Annotated in this window: 17 protein-coding genes; all 17 read left to right on the top strand. The window is 28.9% G+C overall.

Annotation, left to right across the window (positions count from 1 at the left end; genetic code table 11):
- Positions 1 to 21: 21 nt before the first annotated feature.
- Positions 22 to 1005 carry an SDR family oxidoreductase gene (locus HNQ90_RS08735; RefSeq protein WP_144115904.1) on the top strand — a complete coding sequence of 328 codons (984 nt, stop codon included), beginning with the start codon at positions 22 to 24 and terminating at the stop codon, positions 1003 to 1005.
- A 10-nt stretch (positions 1006 to 1015) separates the two neighbouring features.
- Positions 1016 to 2395, top strand: a complete 1380-nt coding sequence (locus HNQ90_RS08730; protein ID WP_144115905.1) for a nucleotide sugar dehydrogenase — start codon at positions 1016 to 1018, stop codon at positions 2393 to 2395.
- A gap of 6 nt (positions 2396 to 2401) precedes the next feature.
- Positions 2402 to 3682, top strand: a complete 1281-nt coding sequence (locus HNQ90_RS08725) for a nucleotide sugar dehydrogenase (protein WP_144115906.1) — start codon at positions 2402 to 2404, stop codon at positions 3680 to 3682.
- A 28-nt stretch (positions 3683 to 3710) separates the two neighbouring features.
- On the top strand, positions 3711 to 5252 hold the full coding sequence (locus HNQ90_RS08720; protein WP_144115907.1) for an MATE family efflux transporter: 1542 nt from the start codon (positions 3711 to 3713) through the stop codon (positions 5250 to 5252).
- A 64-nt stretch (positions 5253 to 5316) separates the two neighbouring features.
- A complete protein-coding gene (locus tag HNQ90_RS08715) occupies positions 5317 to 6384 on the top strand; it encodes a glycosyltransferase family protein (RefSeq protein WP_144115908.1) in 1068 nt (355 codons plus the stop codon).
- Between the two features lie 77 nt (positions 6385 to 6461).
- Positions 6462 to 7454: a nitroreductase family protein gene (locus HNQ90_RS18095; RefSeq protein WP_144115909.1), complete on the top strand. Its 993-nt coding sequence runs from the start codon at positions 6462 to 6464 to the stop codon at positions 7452 to 7454.
- The gene (locus HNQ90_RS08705; protein ID WP_144115910.1) at positions 7455 to 8561 is read left to right on the top strand and encodes a polysaccharide pyruvyl transferase family protein; all 1107 of its coding nucleotides are present in this window, start codon (positions 7455 to 7457) and stop codon (positions 8559 to 8561) included. It begins immediately after the preceding gene.
- Between the two features lie 38 nt (positions 8562 to 8599).
- A complete protein-coding gene (locus HNQ90_RS08700) occupies positions 8600 to 9616 on the top strand; it encodes a glycosyltransferase family 2 protein (protein ID WP_144115911.1) in 1017 nt (338 codons plus the stop codon).
- A gap of 10 nt (positions 9617 to 9626) precedes the next feature.
- Positions 9627 to 10406, top strand: coding sequence for a glycosyltransferase family 32 protein (locus tag HNQ90_RS08695; RefSeq protein ID WP_144115912.1), 780 nt, complete (start codon positions 9627 to 9629; stop codon positions 10404 to 10406).
- Positions 10407 to 10410: 4 nt separating this feature from the next.
- Entirely contained in the window at positions 10411 to 11535 is a 1125-nt protein-coding gene (locus tag HNQ90_RS08690; RefSeq protein ID WP_144115913.1) for a glycosyltransferase family 4 protein, read from the top strand.
- Positions 11536 to 11612: 77 nt separating this feature from the next.
- The gene (locus HNQ90_RS08685; protein WP_144115914.1) at positions 11613 to 12563 is read left to right on the top strand and encodes a hypothetical protein; all 951 of its coding nucleotides are present in this window, start codon (positions 11613 to 11615) and stop codon (positions 12561 to 12563) included.
- A 56-nt stretch (positions 12564 to 12619) separates the two neighbouring features.
- Positions 12620 to 13717 (top strand): EpsG family protein, encoded by a 1098-nt coding sequence (locus HNQ90_RS08680; protein WP_144115915.1) that lies wholly within the window; start codon positions 12620 to 12622, stop codon positions 13715 to 13717.
- A 12-nt stretch (positions 13718 to 13729) separates the two neighbouring features.
- Positions 13730 to 14611: a glycosyltransferase family 2 protein gene (locus tag HNQ90_RS08675; RefSeq protein ID WP_144115916.1), complete on the top strand. Its 882-nt coding sequence runs from the start codon at positions 13730 to 13732 to the stop codon at positions 14609 to 14611.
- A 53-nt stretch (positions 14612 to 14664) separates the two neighbouring features.
- The gene (locus tag HNQ90_RS08670) at positions 14665 to 15759 is read left to right on the top strand and encodes a glycosyltransferase (protein ID WP_172625839.1); all 1095 of its coding nucleotides are present in this window, start codon (positions 14665 to 14667) and stop codon (positions 15757 to 15759) included.
- Positions 15756 to 16481 carry a DUF2334 domain-containing protein gene (locus tag HNQ90_RS08665; protein WP_144115918.1) on the top strand — a complete coding sequence of 242 codons (726 nt, stop codon included), beginning with the start codon at positions 15756 to 15758 and terminating at the stop codon, positions 16479 to 16481. The genes HNQ90_RS08670 and HNQ90_RS08665 overlap by 4 nt, the downstream gene beginning before the upstream one ends.
- Before the next feature lie 28 nt (positions 16482 to 16509).
- Positions 16510 to 17952 (top strand): MBOAT family O-acyltransferase, encoded by a 1443-nt coding sequence (locus tag HNQ90_RS08660; protein WP_144115919.1) that lies wholly within the window; start codon positions 16510 to 16512, stop codon positions 17950 to 17952.
- Between the two features lie 6 nt (positions 17953 to 17958).
- Positions 17959 to 18852: a hypothetical protein gene (locus HNQ90_RS08655; protein ID WP_144115920.1), complete on the top strand. Its 894-nt coding sequence runs from the start codon at positions 17959 to 17961 to the stop codon at positions 18850 to 18852.
- The last annotated feature ends 43 nt before the right edge of the window (positions 18853 to 18895 follow it).

Here is an 18895-nt window from a genome sequence, read left to right as displayed (position 1 = left end):
AAAAAAATAAACCCAAATTTAATGTTTCAAAATTTACAAAATAAAACAGTTTTAGTTACTGGAGGCGCAGGTTTTATTGGTTCTAATTTATGTGAAATACTATTAGACAATAATATTAAAACTGTTTGCTTAGATAATTTTTCGACCGGGAAAAGAAAAAACATAGAACCTTTTTTGAGCAATCCTGATTTTAAATTAATTGAAGGAGACATTAGAAACCTTGCAGATTGTAAAACAGCTTGTAATAACGTTGATTATATTTTACATGAAGCAGCTTTAGGTTCTGTTCCAAGATCTATAAATGATCCTATTACTACTAATGATGTTAACGTGTCTGGTTTTTTAAACATGCTAGTTGCTGCAAAAGATGCTAAAGTAAAGCGTTTTGTTTATGCTGCAAGCTCCTCAACTTATGGTGATCATGAAGCATTACCTAAAGTAGAAGATGTAATAGGTAAACCATTATCTCCTTATGCTATTACTAAATATGTTAATGAATTATATGGAGATATTTTTCAAAAGTCTTATGGTTTAGATACTATTGGTTTACGTTACTTTAATGTATTTGGGAAACGTCAAGATCCAGATGGCGCTTATGCCGCTGTAATCCCTTTATTTGTAAAACAATTTATAAATAAAGAATCCCCTATTATTAATGGTGACGGAAGCTATTCAAGAGATTTCACATACATTGATAATGTGGTTCAAATGAATATACTTGCCTTAACCACAACCAATCAAGAGGCTTTAAACACTGTTTATAATGTAGCCTACGGAGACAGAACTACACTTTTGCAGTTGGCTACCATATTAAAAAACAATCTTTCTGAGTTCGATGCTTCTATTCAGGACATTGATATTAAACATCGTGACAATCGTGTTGGAGATATCCCTCATTCTTTAGCATCAATAGAAAAAGCAAAAAAATTATTAAACTATAATCCAAAATTTGATATTAATAACGGCATTAAAGAAGCTGTTAAATGGTATTGGAAAAATTTATAATTACAAAACAATGAAAATCACAAAAATCTGTTGCATTGGCGCTGGATATGTTGGTGGGCCAACTATGTCCGTTATAGCTAAAAAAAACCCTAATATAAAAATTACTGTAGTTGATGTAAATCAAGAGAGAATAGATGCTTGGAATAATCCGGATGTAACAAAACTACCTATTTATGAACCTGGTCTAGCAGAAATTGTTAAAGAAACCAGAGATGAAAATTTGTTTTTTTCTACTGAAATTGATAAAACCATTGATGAATCAGAAATGATTTTTATATCTGTAAATACACCTACCAAAACTTATGGAAAAGGAAAAGGTATGGCAGCCGATTTAAAATATGTTGAGTTATGCGCTAGAAGTATTGCCAAAGTAGCCACTACAAACAAAATTGTTGTTGAAAAATCGACACTTCCAGTTCGTACTGCTCAGGCTATCAAAAGTATTTTAGATAATATTGGAGGCGATGTGAAATTTAGTATTCTTTCAAATCCTGAATTTCTTGCTGAAGGTACTGCCATTCAAGACTTATTAAATCCAGATCGTGTATTAATTGGCGGTGAATCTGAAGAAGCCATTGAAAGCCTAGCAAATATTTATGCAAGTTGGGTGCCTCAAGAAAAAATCTTAAGAACCAATGTATGGTCTTCAGAGCTTTCAAAATTAACAGCTAATGCATTTTTAGCACAACGTATATCGTCTATTAATGCGATTTCAGAACTTTGCGAAAAAACAGAAGCTAATGTAAACGAAGTAGCAAAAGCTATAGGAATGGATTCTAGAATTGGCCCTAAATTTTTACAGGCTTCAGTAGGATTTGGCGGTTCTTGCTTTCAAAAAGATATTTTAAATTTAGTGTATATAGCACGTAGCTATAATTTGCATGAAGTAGCGGATTATTGGGAACAAGTAATCCTATTCAATGACCATCAAAAAAGGCGATTTGCAGACCATATTGTAAATACACTTTATAATACCGTTTCTGGAAAAAAAATAGGATTTCTGGGATGGGCATTTAAAAAAGACACCAATGACACTAGGGAATCTGCTGCTATTTATGTGGCAGATTATTTACTAAACGAACAAGCAAGCATCTCAGTTTACGATCCAAAAGTACCTGCAAAAAAAATGCAATCAGATTTAAATTATTTAAACACCAGGTCTGTAAGTGAAAATGAGCAACAAGTTACTGCGTTTAGCAATCCATACGAAGCATTAAAAGACACACATGCGGTTGCCATTTTAACAGAATGGGACGAATTTAAAACGTATGATTGGAACAAAATATATGTAAACATGAAAAAACCTGCTTTTATTTTTGATGGAAGAAACCTTCTAGACAAAACTGAAATGACATCAATAGGTTTCGAATATTCTTCAATTGGACAATAATAAATTATGAATAAAGAAAAAATCGCGATTATAGGACTTGGCTATGTTGGCTTACCGCTAGCTAGATTATTTGCAACCAAATACGCCGTAGTTGGATTCGATATAAACCAAAGACGAGTTTCAGAACTTACTCAAGGTAAAGATGTTACTTTAGAGGTTGAAGATGATATTTTAAAAGCTGTTTTAAAGGAAACTTCAAATGATAATGTAGGACTTTATTGTTCTCATGACATGAAAGATATTGAAGATTGTAATTACTATGTGGTTACTGTACCTACGCCTATCGATAAAAATAACAGACCAGATTTAACGCCTCTATACAGGTCTAGCGAGACGGTTGGTAAAGTATTAAAAAAGGGAGATATTGTAATTTATGAATCTACCGTGTACCCTGGTGCTACAGAGGATGAATGTATTCCTGTTCTGGAAAAAACTAGTGGGTTGCAATTTAATGTTGATTTCTTTGCTGGTTATTCACCAGAACGTATTAACCCAGGCGATAAACTGCATACCGTAGATAAAATTTTAAAAGTTACTGCGGGTTCAACTCCAGAAATTGGTAAAAAAGTAGACGCGCTTTATTCAAGCATCATTACTGCAGGAACCCACCTTGCTCCTACCATTAAAGTAGCCGAAGCTGCCAAGGTTATAGAAAACTCACAACGCGATATTAATATTGCATTTGTAAACGAGTTGGCAAAAATATTTAATTTAATGGATATTGATACACACGCTGTTTTAGAAGCTGCCGGTACAAAATGGAATTTCCTTCCGTTTAAACCAGGTCTTGTTGGTGGGCATTGTATTGGTGTTGATCCTTATTATTTAGCACAAAAAGCACAAGAAGTTGGGTATCATCCAGAAATTATTTTGGCAGGCCGTCGTGTTAATGATAGCATGGGACAATATGTAGCTTCAGAAATCGTAAAACTAATGGTGAAAAGCGATATTCGTATAAAAGATGCCAGAATATTAAACCTAGGTATAACTTTTAAAGAAAACTGCCCTGATGTTAGAAACACTAAGGCAGTAGATGTGATAAATCAATTAAAAAGTTACCAAACTAATTTAATAGTACACGATCCTTGGGCAAATCCCATAGAAGTACAACACGAATACGACTTAGTTACTGTAAAAAAAATACCCGAAGGTAAATTTGATGTTATTGTTCTTACCGTAGCCCATAAAGAATTTATGGATGTTAACTGGAATAGCTTATTAAAACCAAATGGAGTTCTGTATGATGTGAAAGGTGTTTTAAAAGAAAAAGTAAGTGGACGATTGTAAATATATTTATCGTTAAAACAAAATATTAATGTCTAGAACAAATAAAATTATTAAAAACGCAAAAGTAGGCACTTTTTTTTTCATCCTAGTTAGCGTTATTGGGTTTTACTCTAGAAAAATTTTTTTAGAACGACTTGGAGATGAATTCATAGGTTTATTGTCCACACTTCAAAGTTTTTTAAGTTTTCTAAACCTTGTAGAATTAGGTGTAGGTTCAGCCATGGGCTTTGCCATGTATAAATCATTATTTGATAAAAATCATGAACGTTTAAATGAATTATTTACCCTCATAGGGTATTTATATAATAAGATAGGAAAAATCGTTTTTATTGCAGGTTTTGTATTATCTCTATTTTTTCCTCTTATTTTTTCAAAGACCCCTATTAATATATTGGTTATATATTATGTGTTTTATATTTATTTATTTAGTAGTTTAATTTACTATTTTTTTAATTACCACTTAATGGTAATGCAGGCCGACCAAAAAGGCTATATACCAACATCCTATCAACAATCGTTACACATAATAAAAATACTTTTACAAATTGGTGTTTTACATTTAACAAGCAGCTTTTCTATTTTTATAAGCATAGAGCTCTTAAGTACCATTGTTCTCAATATATTATTGCATAGAAGGATTAAAAAAGAATACCCTTGGCTTAATTTCTCTTCAAAAGGTGATAAAACCTTAATTACTAAAAACAAAGAACTTATAACAAAAATAAAGCAAGTTTTTGTTCATAGAATAAGTGGCTTTATTTTGAAAAGTACCGATAACATTGTTATTTTTTCTTTTGTTAGCTTGCAAAGTGTAACTTATGTAAATAACTACTATCTTATTATTGGTAGTAGCACATCATTATTAACCAATTTTTTCACAGGAACCAAAGCTGCAGTAGGAAGTGTTATTTCTGAAAACAATAGTAAAAAAATTAATAATACGTTTTGGGAGCTAACAAGTCTAAATCATTTCGTTGGGGGTATTTTAGTAATGAGTTTATATTATGGAGTAAACCCCGTTATATCGCTTTGGCTTGGGGAACAATATATAATGGAAGATACTATTGTTTTACTTTTGCTAGCAAACGTTATGATTAGTAAAATGAGAGTTTCTGTAGAACAATATATTCATGCTTATGGTATGTTTCAAGATATTTGGGCGCCAATTACTGAAGGGGTTTTAAATTTGGTTATCTCTATAATACTTGCATCCCATTTTGGTATTTCAGGTGTTTTACTAGGAACTTTCGTAAGTGTTAGTTTAATTGTATTAATCTGGAAACCTTACTTTCTATATAAAAATGGATTTAAAAAACCATTACTATCCTACTGGATTGGCTTTTTTAAATTGCTATTATCGTTTACTTTAGCAGCTATTCTAGCTAATTATTTAATTAGTAATTTTATATTAATAAGTGAAGACTCGTGGATAATATTATTAATTTCTTTAATTCAAGTAGGCGCCATCCTTTTAATAGTCTATTCTGCTATAATGTATCTGTTTAATCCTGGTTTTAGAACTTTAGCTTTGCGTATAATAAACATTTTTAAAAATATTATAAAATCATAGAAATTAACCATGCATAAATAACAGAGTAATGATTAATGCTGTATTCCCAAAAAATTCAATTAACATGAACAAACCTTTAAAAATTTTAATAGCATCTAACATAATAAATAACAGTTATATTCCTTCGCTATTTAAGGCCTATACTGAAACTGACAACAAAGTTTTTAGTGGTGTTACTAATTTTTTTCAAACAAATATAATACCAGACATACTGCATCTTCAATGGCCTGAAAGTTTATACAAATTTGGTGATTTCAGTTTATTTGGAGATGCACAAAAAAGTATTCAGGATCGTTTAACATTTTTTAAGAAAAATGGAGTTTACATTATATGGACTATTCATAATATTCAACCTCATGACTCTAAAGACAACTTAAAAGATGCAGCGATTTACAACCTATTTATAGAGTTTTCTGATTTAATTGTACATCATGGTAATACTTCTATTGAACTAATGAACAACAATTGGAAAGGATTAAAAGACAAAAAACACATAGTTTGTCCGCATGGCGACTATTCTATTCAATATAAAAGCATATCTAAGGAAAAAGCTAGAAATGAACTAGGCTTACCATTGGACAAAAAAATTCTAATGCATTTTGGGTATTTAAGGGGATATAAAGGTTATAATCAATTACCAAAAATTTTTAAGGGTTGGAAAGCAAAAAACAAATATTTATTTACAGCAGGTCAAATAATATCTGACAAAAAAATACAACCGTTAATTTTTCGCTTATGGTACGGTAAAATCAGAAAAAGAACTAAGAAATTTGGTTATGATATTAAACTAATACGTAATGATAAAATTGCTTATTATTTTAACGCTGTTGATTACGTTATCATTACACATACAAAGGGACTAAATTCGGGTATAATACCTATGGCTTTAACCTTTAATATTCCTATAATTTATCCTGACTTAGGTAATTTTAAAGAACAAGCAATGTATAGCATCTCCTCTTGCTATAAACCTGGAGATACCGAATCTGCAACAAGAGCCTTAAATAAGCTAACTAAAAATATTGAATCAATCAAATCAATTGATAATTCCAAATGGCAAGAACATGTCTCTTGGGAAAAACATGTTAAATTAATTATAGAGTCTTATAGAGATTTTATAAAATTAAAGTAATTAACTATAGAATTTTCAACTGTAAACAAAATAAACCTTAAGAGTTATTATATTAAAGAAATAAAATTTATTAAAAAGTGAGTGAAATTATAACAAAATTAAAATTAAAAATTCATGCTTTAATATTCTGGCAGACTTCATTAGGGGACATTGCCAACAATATTTATGGCTTAAAATTATTTTATAAATATTCGTTTAAAAATAACAGTTTTAAAAGTAAAGAAAGTGAAATTGCGTTTTTAACTAAGCAATACCATATTGTAGAAAAAGGTTTAGCGCTTCCAAACCCTAGGTTAGGTTTTGGAAAACAAAAAATAATCTTATTATTGGATAAAAGTAAAAAATACGAAGAAAAATACGGTGAAGATAAATTAATCATCTCTATAAAAAATTGTCTTTCAGAGTATATTGAATTTAATAAAAAAAATAATATAAAAATTGAAGGTTCTTATTTCGATTCTATTTTAAGTTTTATAGGTTTAAGTAAACAACAAGAACTAGGAGGAACTCTATCGATAAATAAAAATGAACTAAAAAAAAATATGTCTTTGCCGTTCGAGAGTTTCGTAAAGAGCAGATTCTCTATCAGAGATTTTTCAAGTGAAGATGTTGATGTAGAAACTATAAAAAGAGCAGTAAATATAGCTAAACATGCACCTTCCGTTTGCAATAGGCAATCATGGAAAGCGCATGTGTATACTAAAGAAGAACAGATTTTATCTTTATTAAAAATTCAAGGAGGAAACAATGGTTTCACTAAAAGTATTAATAAACTAATTATTGTAACAACTAATATAAAAGCCTTTACAACTTTAGAAAATAATCAAATATTTATTGATGGAGGCTTATTTTCTATGAATTTAGTGTTAGCCCTTCATAGCCAAGGCATTGGAGCTTGCTGTCTTAATACATGTTTTCCTTTCACTTCAGAAAAAAATGTGAAATCTGTTGGAAATATAGATGCTAACGAACGATTAATAATGATGATAGGTATTGGTAATATAAAAGATAACTACAAAGTTGCGATATCCAAAAAGAAAGATTTAAATGAAATAATTAAGATTAATTAGATGAAAATTAAAACGATAACTTGTCACGAAGTATATAATCATGGGGCTAGTTTACAAGAGTATGCGTTATTAACGTTTTTAGAAAATCAAGGACATGAAACTGAAACGATACATTATAAACCAGATTACTTAAGCGAACATTTTAACTTTTGGAGAATTTCGAACCCGAGATATAAAAAAAATATAATACTTAAATCAATATATTTAATTTTAAAGTTTCCTTTTAGATACAAAATGCTAAAAAGAAAAAGAAGTTTCGATGCTTTTTCTGCTAAATACATTAGATCTACCGAGAAACTTTACAAATCCAATGATGATTTAAAATTAGATTTACCTGAAGCTGATGCTTATATATGTGGAAGTGATCAAATATGGAATTCTTTTTTTCCAAACGGTAAAGACCCATCTTTCTATTTAGATTTTGTTCCTGATAATAAACTAAAAATATCGTATGCTGCTAGTTTCGCTATTGATAAATTAGAAGACGATATAAAAAATTTTGTAAAAGAAAAAGTATCGCGTCTTAACTATGTTTCTGTTAGAGAATCATCTGGCAAAACCATTTTAAGCGATTTAGATATAAGCGACGTTACTCATGTTTTAGACCCTGTATTTTTACTAGAAGAAAGTAAATGGAGCACATTATGTCTAGCCCCAATAATAAAAGAAGATTATATATTTGTCTACGATTTTGATAGTAACCCAATAATAAAAAGTTTTGTAATAAAACAGAAAGAAAAGCATAATTATAAAGTAGTTTCTGTAAATTCAAATGTTAAATATGCGGATTACAACTTCTATTTGGATGGTCCTAGTACGTTTTTAACATTACTAAGTAATGCTAAATTTGTAGTTTCCAATTCCTTTCATGCTGTAGCCTTCTCCTGTATATTTAAAAAACAATTTACTGTATTTAATAGGTCTGAGAAGATTAATACTAGAATGCGAGATTTTGTAAGCCTTTTAGAAATAGAACAGGTCTTAATTACCAGTAAAAGTGATATTGAAAACTATAGTTACATAATAGATTATAATGCTTTCGACAAAAGGTTAACTACTTTAATAAAAAAATCTAAGGACTATTTAATTATGGCATTAAAAAATTAAACTAAATTTAAAACCTAATAAAAGAACACTTTATATCTATGATGTTATCCATAATATTACCAGTTTATAATGCTGAAAAATACTTGGAAAGATGCTTAAAGAGCATTTTATCTCAATTATTTTTCGATTTTGAACTTATATTAATTAACGATGGCTCTAAAGACTCTAGTAACATTATTTGCGAAACCTACGCGAATAAAGATAATCGCATAGTATACATAGATCAAAAAAACCAAGGTGTTGCTATGGCTAGAAATGTTGGTTTAAAACAAGCCAAAGGTAAATATATTGGTTTTGTTGATGCAGATGATGAGGTTGAAAACGATATGTTTTTAAATTTAATTAAACCTACAAATGAAAAAGAATTTGATGTTGTTATATCTCATTATAAAATATGTGAAGAAAATACGTTTCATATTCCAAAAACTAGGGTTCCTACAAACATCGACTTAGATAAAAAAGAAATTAAAGAGCACATATTAAATACCTATTACACAGGAGGAGACCCCGTGGTTCCGGCCTTATGGAATAAAATTTACAACAGTAAATTTTTAAAGAGACAAAAACTTTTATTTCAAAACCAAAAGGCAGTTAGAGCAAGCGATTATTGGTTTAATTTTAAACTGTTTCAACATGCAACTAGTGTTTTAGTTATTAAAAACGCTAATTATTGTTACAACAATAGTGTTACAGGGAGTATTATTAATTCGTTTAGAGAGAATCAATTTATTGGCTTTGTAGAGTCTCAAAAAAGACTATTAGATGCTAACGAAAATTTCCAATTTAAAATAGATTATAATAAATTTTACAAACCATTTTACGATAATAGCAACCAGTTTATTTTAAATGCCATAAGTAAAAAAGGATATATAAATGGCTATAAATTTATAAGGCCAATACTTAAAAACGAAAGGTTAAAATCTGCTTTTAAAGCCATTTTAAATAAAAAAATACACCTAAAACTAATTTACTTTTTTTTAAAAAACAATATGATTTTAGCTTCATATGCCTTGTATTGCGTATGGCATTTAATGTCGTCAACTATTAAAAAATAAAAAAAATATTATGATACCTAAAGTTATTCATTATTGTTGGTTAAGTGGCGATGAGTTCCCGCCTCTAATACAAAAATGTATAGATACATGGAAAGAAAAGCTTCCAGATTATGAGTTTGTTTTATGGGATACAAATAAATTTAAATTAGAAAGTAATATATGGGTAAAACAAGCTTTTGAAACTAAAAAATATGCCTTTGCTGCAGATTATATAAGGCTTTATGCCGTTTATAATCATGGAGGTATTTATTTAGATACTGATGTAGAAGTTGTAAAAAGTTTTAACGATTTGCTTGACCGTCCTTATATTGCAGGAGCTGAAGGTCTCGGCATTATAGAAGCTGGTGTATTTGGAGCCGAAAAAAATAACCCATGGGTTAAACAATGTATAGATTATTATAGTGGAAAATCTTTTATTAATCAAGATGGTACATATAATATGTTGACTTTGCCAAGAATTATGATGGCTCAAATATCAAAAAGCAGAACATTCAAAGAGATACATCCAAATAATATAAAAGTAGAGTCACAAATTGCAAATCAAGATACATTATACATGTTTCCTAAAGATTTTTTCTGTGCTAAAAATCACGGTACTGGAGTTATAGAGAAAACTAATAACACCTACTCTATCCATCATTTTGCTATGTCTTGGATTGCAAAAGAAAGAACTATGCTCCCTAATATTAAACGAAAATTAATGTCCATATTTGGTGTTAATTTAATAAACGGTTTTATTCATTTTTTTGGATTAAGAAAATTAAAACGTATGTTTAAAAAAAAACCTTAAGACAATGAACATCATTTATTATACAGATCAAGTTTATTTACATGGAGGTTTAGAGCGTGTATTGGCTAATAAACTCAATTATTTTTCCAAAAACACAAATTTTAAACTTCACGTTATAACATTCCAACAACTTAATAAAGCACCCTGTTATAAAATAAATGATAAGGTTACATTTCATGATTTAGGTATCCATTACAACAGAGATATTAGTTTTTTACACCCATCAAATATAAAACTTGCTCCTAAGCATTATTCGAGGCTCAAAGCAAAAATTAATGAAATTAAACCCGATGTTATTGTTGTTTGCAATTATGAGTTTGGATTTTATTTTATACCATTAATAGCTAAAAAATCCATCAATATTAAAGAATATCATTCCTCGGGCCATTTTAATTATAAAGCCCGCTTAGAAAATAAAAATGTTGTAAAAAAATACATCTATAAAATTTCGGATTATTTTGAAACTAAATATGATTATTTAGTACTTTTAACTTCTGATGAGCAAAAATATTACAAATCAAATAATACAGTAATTATACCCAATGCGATTCAAGAAACCACACTAAAAACGGCCAAATTAACAAATAAAAAAGTAATTAGTGCAGGGAGGATAGCGCCTGTTAAAGGCTTTGAATATTTAATATTTGCTTGGGAAATAGTTGTAAAAGATTGCCCAGAATGGACTTTAAATATTTTTGGTGATGGAGATCCTAAATATGTAGCGCAATTAAAAAAACAAATTAAAACTTTAAACTTAGAAAACAATATCTTTTTAAAAGGGGCTACAAAGACTTTAGAATCAGAAATGTTAGATTCTTCTATATACGTCATGTCTTCTTTAACAGAATGTTTTCCAATGGTATTGTTAGAAGCCATGGGCTGTGGATTACCCATATTGTCTTTTGATTGCCCCAATGGACCTCGACACATTATAAAGCATAACGAGGACGGCATACTAGTAGAGTATTTAAATATAAAACAGCTTGCTAAGAATTTAATTGAATTAATGAAGGATCCAACCAAATTAAAATCTTTAGGATACCACGCAAAAAATAATATGGGAAGGTTAACCGAAGAAAAAATTATGCCGCAATGGTTAAAATTATTTAAGAAGGAAACCTTAAATTAAAATACAACCAATTTATAAAACTAATGATTTGCAAAAAACTATAAGTCATCTACCAATATCATAAATTAAAAAAATGTATGCAAAAAAAGTATTTAATATTTAGAATTCTTGGAAATGATTTACCAGGGCTACATGGAAATAACCAAACTTTGCAAAACTTGGAATTTACTCTTTTGAATGAAGCAAATTTTCCTGACACGGAAAAAATATACCTTCTTAACAGGATTTTCGATACAAATAAAAAAACTAAAATAAAACAATTACTAGATAAGTATAAATTTAAGTTTATTGACATTCCATTTAATATAGATGAATTTAATAAGATTAAATACAATCGTAATTTACAACAACAAATTGATAGGAAATTAAATTCTACTAAGAAAAAAAACATTATTGTTAGTTATTTAGAATATTTAATGAATTCTGAATTTAAGAATCGTCAATCCCTTATAAAAAAATTATATAATTATAACCTATACCTAATCAATAACAATGGATCTAGAAACTTCTGTTTGGAGTATGGTAAAGAGCATGGGTATGAGTGGACTTTTGTTTTGGATTCTAATTCCTATTTCACTAACAAATTATTTGAAAACATTGTAAATCATATAGAAGAAACAACAGAATATATTTCTATTCCCCAAATTAGGTTATCAGACAATAATATTAAGAATGATGAATTATTAGATGATAGTTTAGATTTCGATTCTTTTCCTATTAGAGAACCACAAATCGCATTTAAAAATACTTCTAAAATAAAATTTAATAAAAAAATACCATACGGTACAGCCCCTAAAGCAGAGTTATTAAGGGTTTTAAATATTCCAGGACCTTGGGATAAATGGAAAGACAACGAGTTATTCTTAAATATAAAAGATAGACAAATAGAGCATGTTAAGTTTCAAATTTTATCAAAAATTATAAGATTAAACGCCTATAATTCGACTAACACAATTAGTAATAATTTCAATCAAAGAATTATTGGTCTAAATAATTTAGTAAATCTGATTAGAAACACTAATAATTAAATTTATAATATTTTAACAATAAAACATTACGTTTTTAGTAAAAAGTAATAGATATTATGTTCGATTTTATACCATTACCATACTATTTCGATGTACTCATATATTTTTGTTTATTCTTGGTATTGGCAAATCTCTTACACGCCTATTTGCTACCATTGAATGATGAAAAAAACTTAAAGTTCTTACGTACTTCCGGACTAGTTCTATTGGTCTTAATCATATTGTATTTAGGCTTACGCCCAATAAGCGGAAAGTATTTTGGAGACATGCGTACCTATTCAAAATATTTTATTAATTATGCTAATGGCGTTCAAGTAACTACGGATAAAGATGTGTTATTTCATTATTATATGAAATTATTATCTAGTATTGTTAATGTAAATGTCTTTTTTCTAATTACAGAAGCATTATATGTTTTACCTACATATTTTATTTCTAAAAAATACTTTAAAGAATATTGGTTCTATGCCTTTTTAATGTTTGTAGTATCCTTTTCGTTTTATACTTATGGCACTAATGGTATTAGAAACGGAATAGCAACCTCTTTTTTTTTATGGGGTTTATGTTACCCTAGTAAAAAAACAACTATGGCTATCTTTTTTATAATAGCCGTCTTATTTCATAAATCGATGCTATTACCTGTTATGGCATATGTTCTAACTATGTTTTACAACAACCCCAAAACGTATTTAAAAGCATGGGTTATAGCCATACCTGTATCATTAGTTCTTGGCTCAGTTTTTATAACTATATTTACCAGTTTAGGTTTTGGAGACGACCGACTGGCTGGTTATTTAACAGGAGAATATACGGAAACTGAAATAGATACATCGTTTCGTTGGGATTTTATTTTTTACAGTTTCTTTCCCGTTTTTGCTGGTTGGTATTTTATTGTTAAAAAAGGATTTAAAGATCCTTTTTACAGCCAACTGTTAAACACCTATTTAATTTGTAACACATTTTGGATTTTAGTAATACGCGCTAATTTCTCTAATCGTTTCGCTTATTTATCATGGTTTCTTATGGCGATTGTAATTATATATCCTGTATTAAAACAATCCTTATTTAAATATCAACAAATTATGATAGCTAAAATTGTAACCGCTTATTTTATGTTCACTTTTTTAATGTACTTAATATATTACGCAAAATAAACACTAAAAACTATGAAATCATTAACCGTTTTTACACCAACCTATAATAGAGCCTTTTGCTTAGGTAACTGCTACAACAGTTTAGTTAAACAAACTAATAAAGATTTTAAATGGCTAATTATAGACGATGGTTCTCAAGACGATACTAAAGCGCTTGTAAATTCATGGATTTTAGAAAATAAAATTGAAATACAATACCATTACCAAAAAAACCAAGGTATGCATAGCGGGCATAATACTGCATATGATATTATAGATACCGAACTAAATGTTTGTATAGATTCTGATGATTATATGCCGGAAGATGCGGTTGAAAAAATATTAGACATTTGGAATAACGAACCTGATAAAACAAATATTGCAGGTATTATAGGTTTAGACGCATTTAAAGACGGTAAGATATTAGGAGTAATTCCGGATAATTTAAAATACTCTACACTAGCAGAACTAGAATTAGATTATAAAATTAAAGGTGATAAAAAATTGGTTTTAAGAACCGATATTGTAAAGCAATACCCCTTATATCCAATTACTAAAGTTGAACGCTTAGTCCCTTTAGGGACGTTGTACTTGATGATTGGTCAAAAACACAAATTTATATGTAGTAATGAGGTCTTTTGCGTTATTGAGTATCTAGAAGACGGGTCGTCTAAAAACATTTTAAAGCAATATAAAAAAAGCCCTAATGGTTTTAGATACTCCAGAATATTGGAAATGAAATACTCTAAAAGCTTTACATACACGTTTACTAGAGCGATACATTATATATCTTCATGTTTATTTACAAAAAAGTGGTTTTTCGCAAACGAAAATCCTAAAAAGTTTATAACCTTACTAGCTTTACCGTTTGGGATATTACTTCACTTCTACATCCTTTATAGAATAAGAAAATAATTAGCTATCACAAAGAAATAAATGTAATGGAAGTACAAAGTAAATATAGGGACATGAAAATACTTCATCTTATAAATAGTTTAGATACAGGTGGCGCAGAAAAACTTATATTGGAATCTTTACCCTTATTTAACAAAGAAAATATAAAAACGGACTTGGCCATTTTAAATGGTTACAACTACCCCTTTTTAAAAGCCTTAAAAAGACTTAATTGTTGTTCCATTATTTCATTAGGAAATAAATCGATATATAATCCTTTTTTAATTTTTAAAATAATTCCGCTTTTAAAAAAATATGATATTGTACATGTACATATTTTCCCTTCACTATATTGGGTTGCTTTAGCTAAAATTTTAAGCTTTTCACAAACAAAATTGGTCTATACAGAGCACAGTACCTCTAATAATAGACGTAAAAAATACCTATTTAAAGTATTCGATAAAATTATATACGCACAATACTCAAAAATTATTACTATATCTCCGGAAGTAGATATTAACATTAAGAAACACTTAAATTTTAATAATGATAAATTCAAATTAATAGAAAATGGTATTAATTTAAATACTATAAGAAGCACCAAAGCTATAGATAGAATCAGGATATCACCCAATATTAATGACTCCTTAAGTGTAATTACCCAAGTTTCTTCTTTTAGGTACCCAAAAGATCAAAAAACAGTTATAAAATCTTTAAGAGACCTACAAGAACATGTTGTTCTTATTTTGATAGGTAATGGTCCCCTTCGCGTTGAATGTGAAATCTTAGCTGAAGAACTAGGAGTTTCACATCGTGTCTTTTTTTTAGGAATACGAATGGATGTTGTAAGTATATTAAAAGCATCTGACATTATTATTTTATCGTCGCATCACGAAGGTCTTTCTTTATCATGTATTGAAGGTATGGCATCGGGAAAAGCATTTATAGCCTCAAATGCGCCTGGTTTAGGTGACATTGTTAAGGGAGCTGGTGTTTTATTTCCTATAAATGATAATACTACTTTGGTAAAAAAAATAAACAAATTACTAACTGACAAGACCTATTATAATCAAGTTGTTGACAACTGTCTTGAACGTGCTCAAGATTTTAGTATAAATCATACTATTAGGAAAGAAATAAACTTATATAACACTCTAATAAAACTATGACATACTTATTTAGACTAGACGACGCCTGCGAAACCATGAAATGGGAAAGGTGGCTAAAAATGGAAGCCTTATTAGATAAATATAATATAAAACCATTAGTCGCTATAATTCCTAATAACGAAGATCCTGGACAAATGTACGACCCTCCTAGAGATGCTTTTTGGGAATGGGCAAAAAAATTAAAGGAAAAAGGATGGGAAATTGGGTTACACGGTAATAACCATGTATTTCAAACCAAAGAAGGTGGTATTAATCCTATACATAATAGATCTGAATTTGCCGGAGTCCCTTTAGCAGAACAAGAAGACAAAATAAGAAAAGGATATACAAAGCTTAAAAAGAAAGGTCTTTCCCCTAAAATTTTTGTAGCTCCTGGTCATACATTTGATTTAAATACACTAAAGGCTTTGAAATCCCAAAGTGATATTAGTATAATTAGTGATACCATGGGCTTAAAACCCTACAAAAAACATAATTTTATTTTTATTCCGCAACAACTTGGCCATGCGAGACCAGTATCATTACCTGGAGTATTTACTATGTGTTATCATCCTCAAGGGATGAATGATAAAGCATTTTATAACTTAGAACAGTTTTTAATAAAAAACAAAAATAAATTCTCAAGTTTTCAAGACTTAAACTTAAATAAAGTAAAACCTAAAAGTATAACGAGTAGATTACTTTCTTTCGCATATTTTCAATATAGGAAAAGAATAAAATAAAATTAATGGCTAATAACTTAAAATAATCATGCTATTTAACTCTATAGATTTCGCCATATTTCTTCCCATTGTATTTATTTTATATTGGTTTCTTACCAATAATAACTTAAAACTACAAAACCTATTAATAACCATAGCCAGTTATCTCTTTTACGGCTGGTGGGATTGGAGATTTCTATCTTTAATTATTTTTAGCACCCTTGTAGATTATAGTATAGGTATTGCTTTAACAAAACAAAAGAAAACATCGCATCGTAAACTTTTATTATGGACTAGTATTTTAGTCAATTTAGGATTTCTAGGCTTTTTTAAGTACTATAATTTCTTTTTAGATAATTTTATTACCGCTTTTTCTTTCTTAGGGCAAGATATACAAACAAGCACTTTAAATATTGTGCTGCCAGTAGGTATTAGTTTTTACACTTTTCAAACCTTAAGTTATTCTATAGATGTTTATAGACGTAAACTTAAACCGACTAAGGACTTAATTGCATTTTCTGCCTTTGTATGTTTCTTTCCGCAATTAGTTGCTGGACCAATTGAAAGAGCAACACATTTACTCCCTCAGTTTTATGAAAAACGAAAATTTGATTATTCCAAAGCAGTAGATGGTATGCGTCAAATATTATGGGGCTTATTTAAAAAAGTAGTTATTGCCGATAATTGTGCACAGTTTGCAAATCAAATATTCAACAATTCAGATGATATGAATGCAAGTACACTTATTTTAGGTGCTATTTTCTTTACTTTTCAAATTTATGGAGATTTCTCTGGTTACTCTGATATAGCCATTGGAACCTCTCGCCTATTCGGGTTCGATTTAATGCAAAATTTCAATTTCCCCTACTTCTCTAGAGATATTGCTGAATTTTGGAGGCGTTGGCATATATCACTATCTACTTGGTTTAGAGATTATTTATATATACCTCTAGGTGGTAGTCGAGGTGGTACATGGATAAAAATAAGGAACACCTTTATTATTTTTATTGTAAGTGGCTTTTGGCATGGTGCCAACTGGACTTTTATAATTTGGGGCGCATTGAATGCTATTTATTTTTTACCTATTATGTTAACAAATAATAATCGAAATAACCTAGACATTGTTGCCAAAGGAAAATATTCACCTAGTATTAAAGAATTTTTATCAATGATTATAACCTTTATGTTAACCGTATTTGCTTGGATATTTTTTAGAGCAAATACATTAGATCATGCTTTAAATTATATTGCTGGAATTTTTTCTAATACCTTACTAAGTACACCAAATATTGAAAACCTAAATAAAGTAATATTAACTTTATGTCTTGTTTTTGTTTTTATTTTAATAGAGTGGTTTGGCAGAACAGGAAAGTATGGCATAGAAAAAACAAGTTCTTATAAACCTGTACGATGGGGCTTATACTATTTTTTAATACTTTGCATAATCTATTTTCAGGGAGAAGAACAACAATTTATTTACTTTCAATTTTAGAATATCATGAAACAATTTATAAAAGGTTTATTCTTTTTTATTTTTCCCATATTAGCTTTGTTTATTATACTTGAAATACTAGTTAGAGACTCTAATAGCTTATATAAAGAAAAGTGGAAAGAGTATACAGCTAAGGCAGACTCTATAGAGATTTTAGTTTTAGGCAACTCACACGCAATGAACGGTATAGATCCTAGAGAATTTGATTTGTTTACTTACAACATGGCTTTTGGCTCTCAAACAATTTATTTTGATAAAGCCATAACTTTAAAGCAAATTAAAAAAATGCCTAATTTAAAATATGTTTTAGTAAGTATAGACTACCATAGTTTATATTATACACATAACAAGGCTAGAGATATTTTTTATCACTATTACTACAAAATAGATTATAATAAGAAAAATTACTTTATTGAAGATTTATCATGGGTATATGCCTTAGGCTTTAAGCAAACCATTAGAGAGCATTTACAAAGGGGAAAAACCAATTCATATAATGGATTTGTACCGCATAATACTACTAATTGGAGCGTGATAAATACCCCTAGCGCAGAAAAAAGAGTTGAGCAACTAGAAGCTGGCTTTAGGGAAAAAAATAATATTATTAATAATTTAAACGAATTTATTAAAACATTAAAAAAAGAAAAAATTACTCCTATTTTAATAACTTTACCTTGCCACAAATATTTTAATGAAAATTTAAACAAGGACATTGTAAATAAAAATCTTGTGGAAATTAATAAAATAAGCGATTTTTATGATGTTCCTTATTGGAACTTGACTAATAAGAAGTATCCCGACTCTCTATTTTATAATGTGGACCATTTAAATATACATGGTGCTAAGAAAATATCTAAGGAGTTAAACATAAAAATTCAAGGACTAAACAACGTATTATAACCTTTTTCTATTGTGAAATCGATTAAAAGTAAAAATATACTAT

It is taken from the genome of Algibacter amylolyticus, from assembly GCF_014202225.1.
GTDB classification, from domain to species: domain Bacteria; phylum Bacteroidota; class Bacteroidia; order Flavobacteriales; family Flavobacteriaceae; genus Algibacter_B; species Algibacter_B amylolyticus.
The sequence above is the reverse complement of the archived record's forward strand: the minus strand, read 5'-3'. Positions and strand labels throughout refer to the sequence as shown.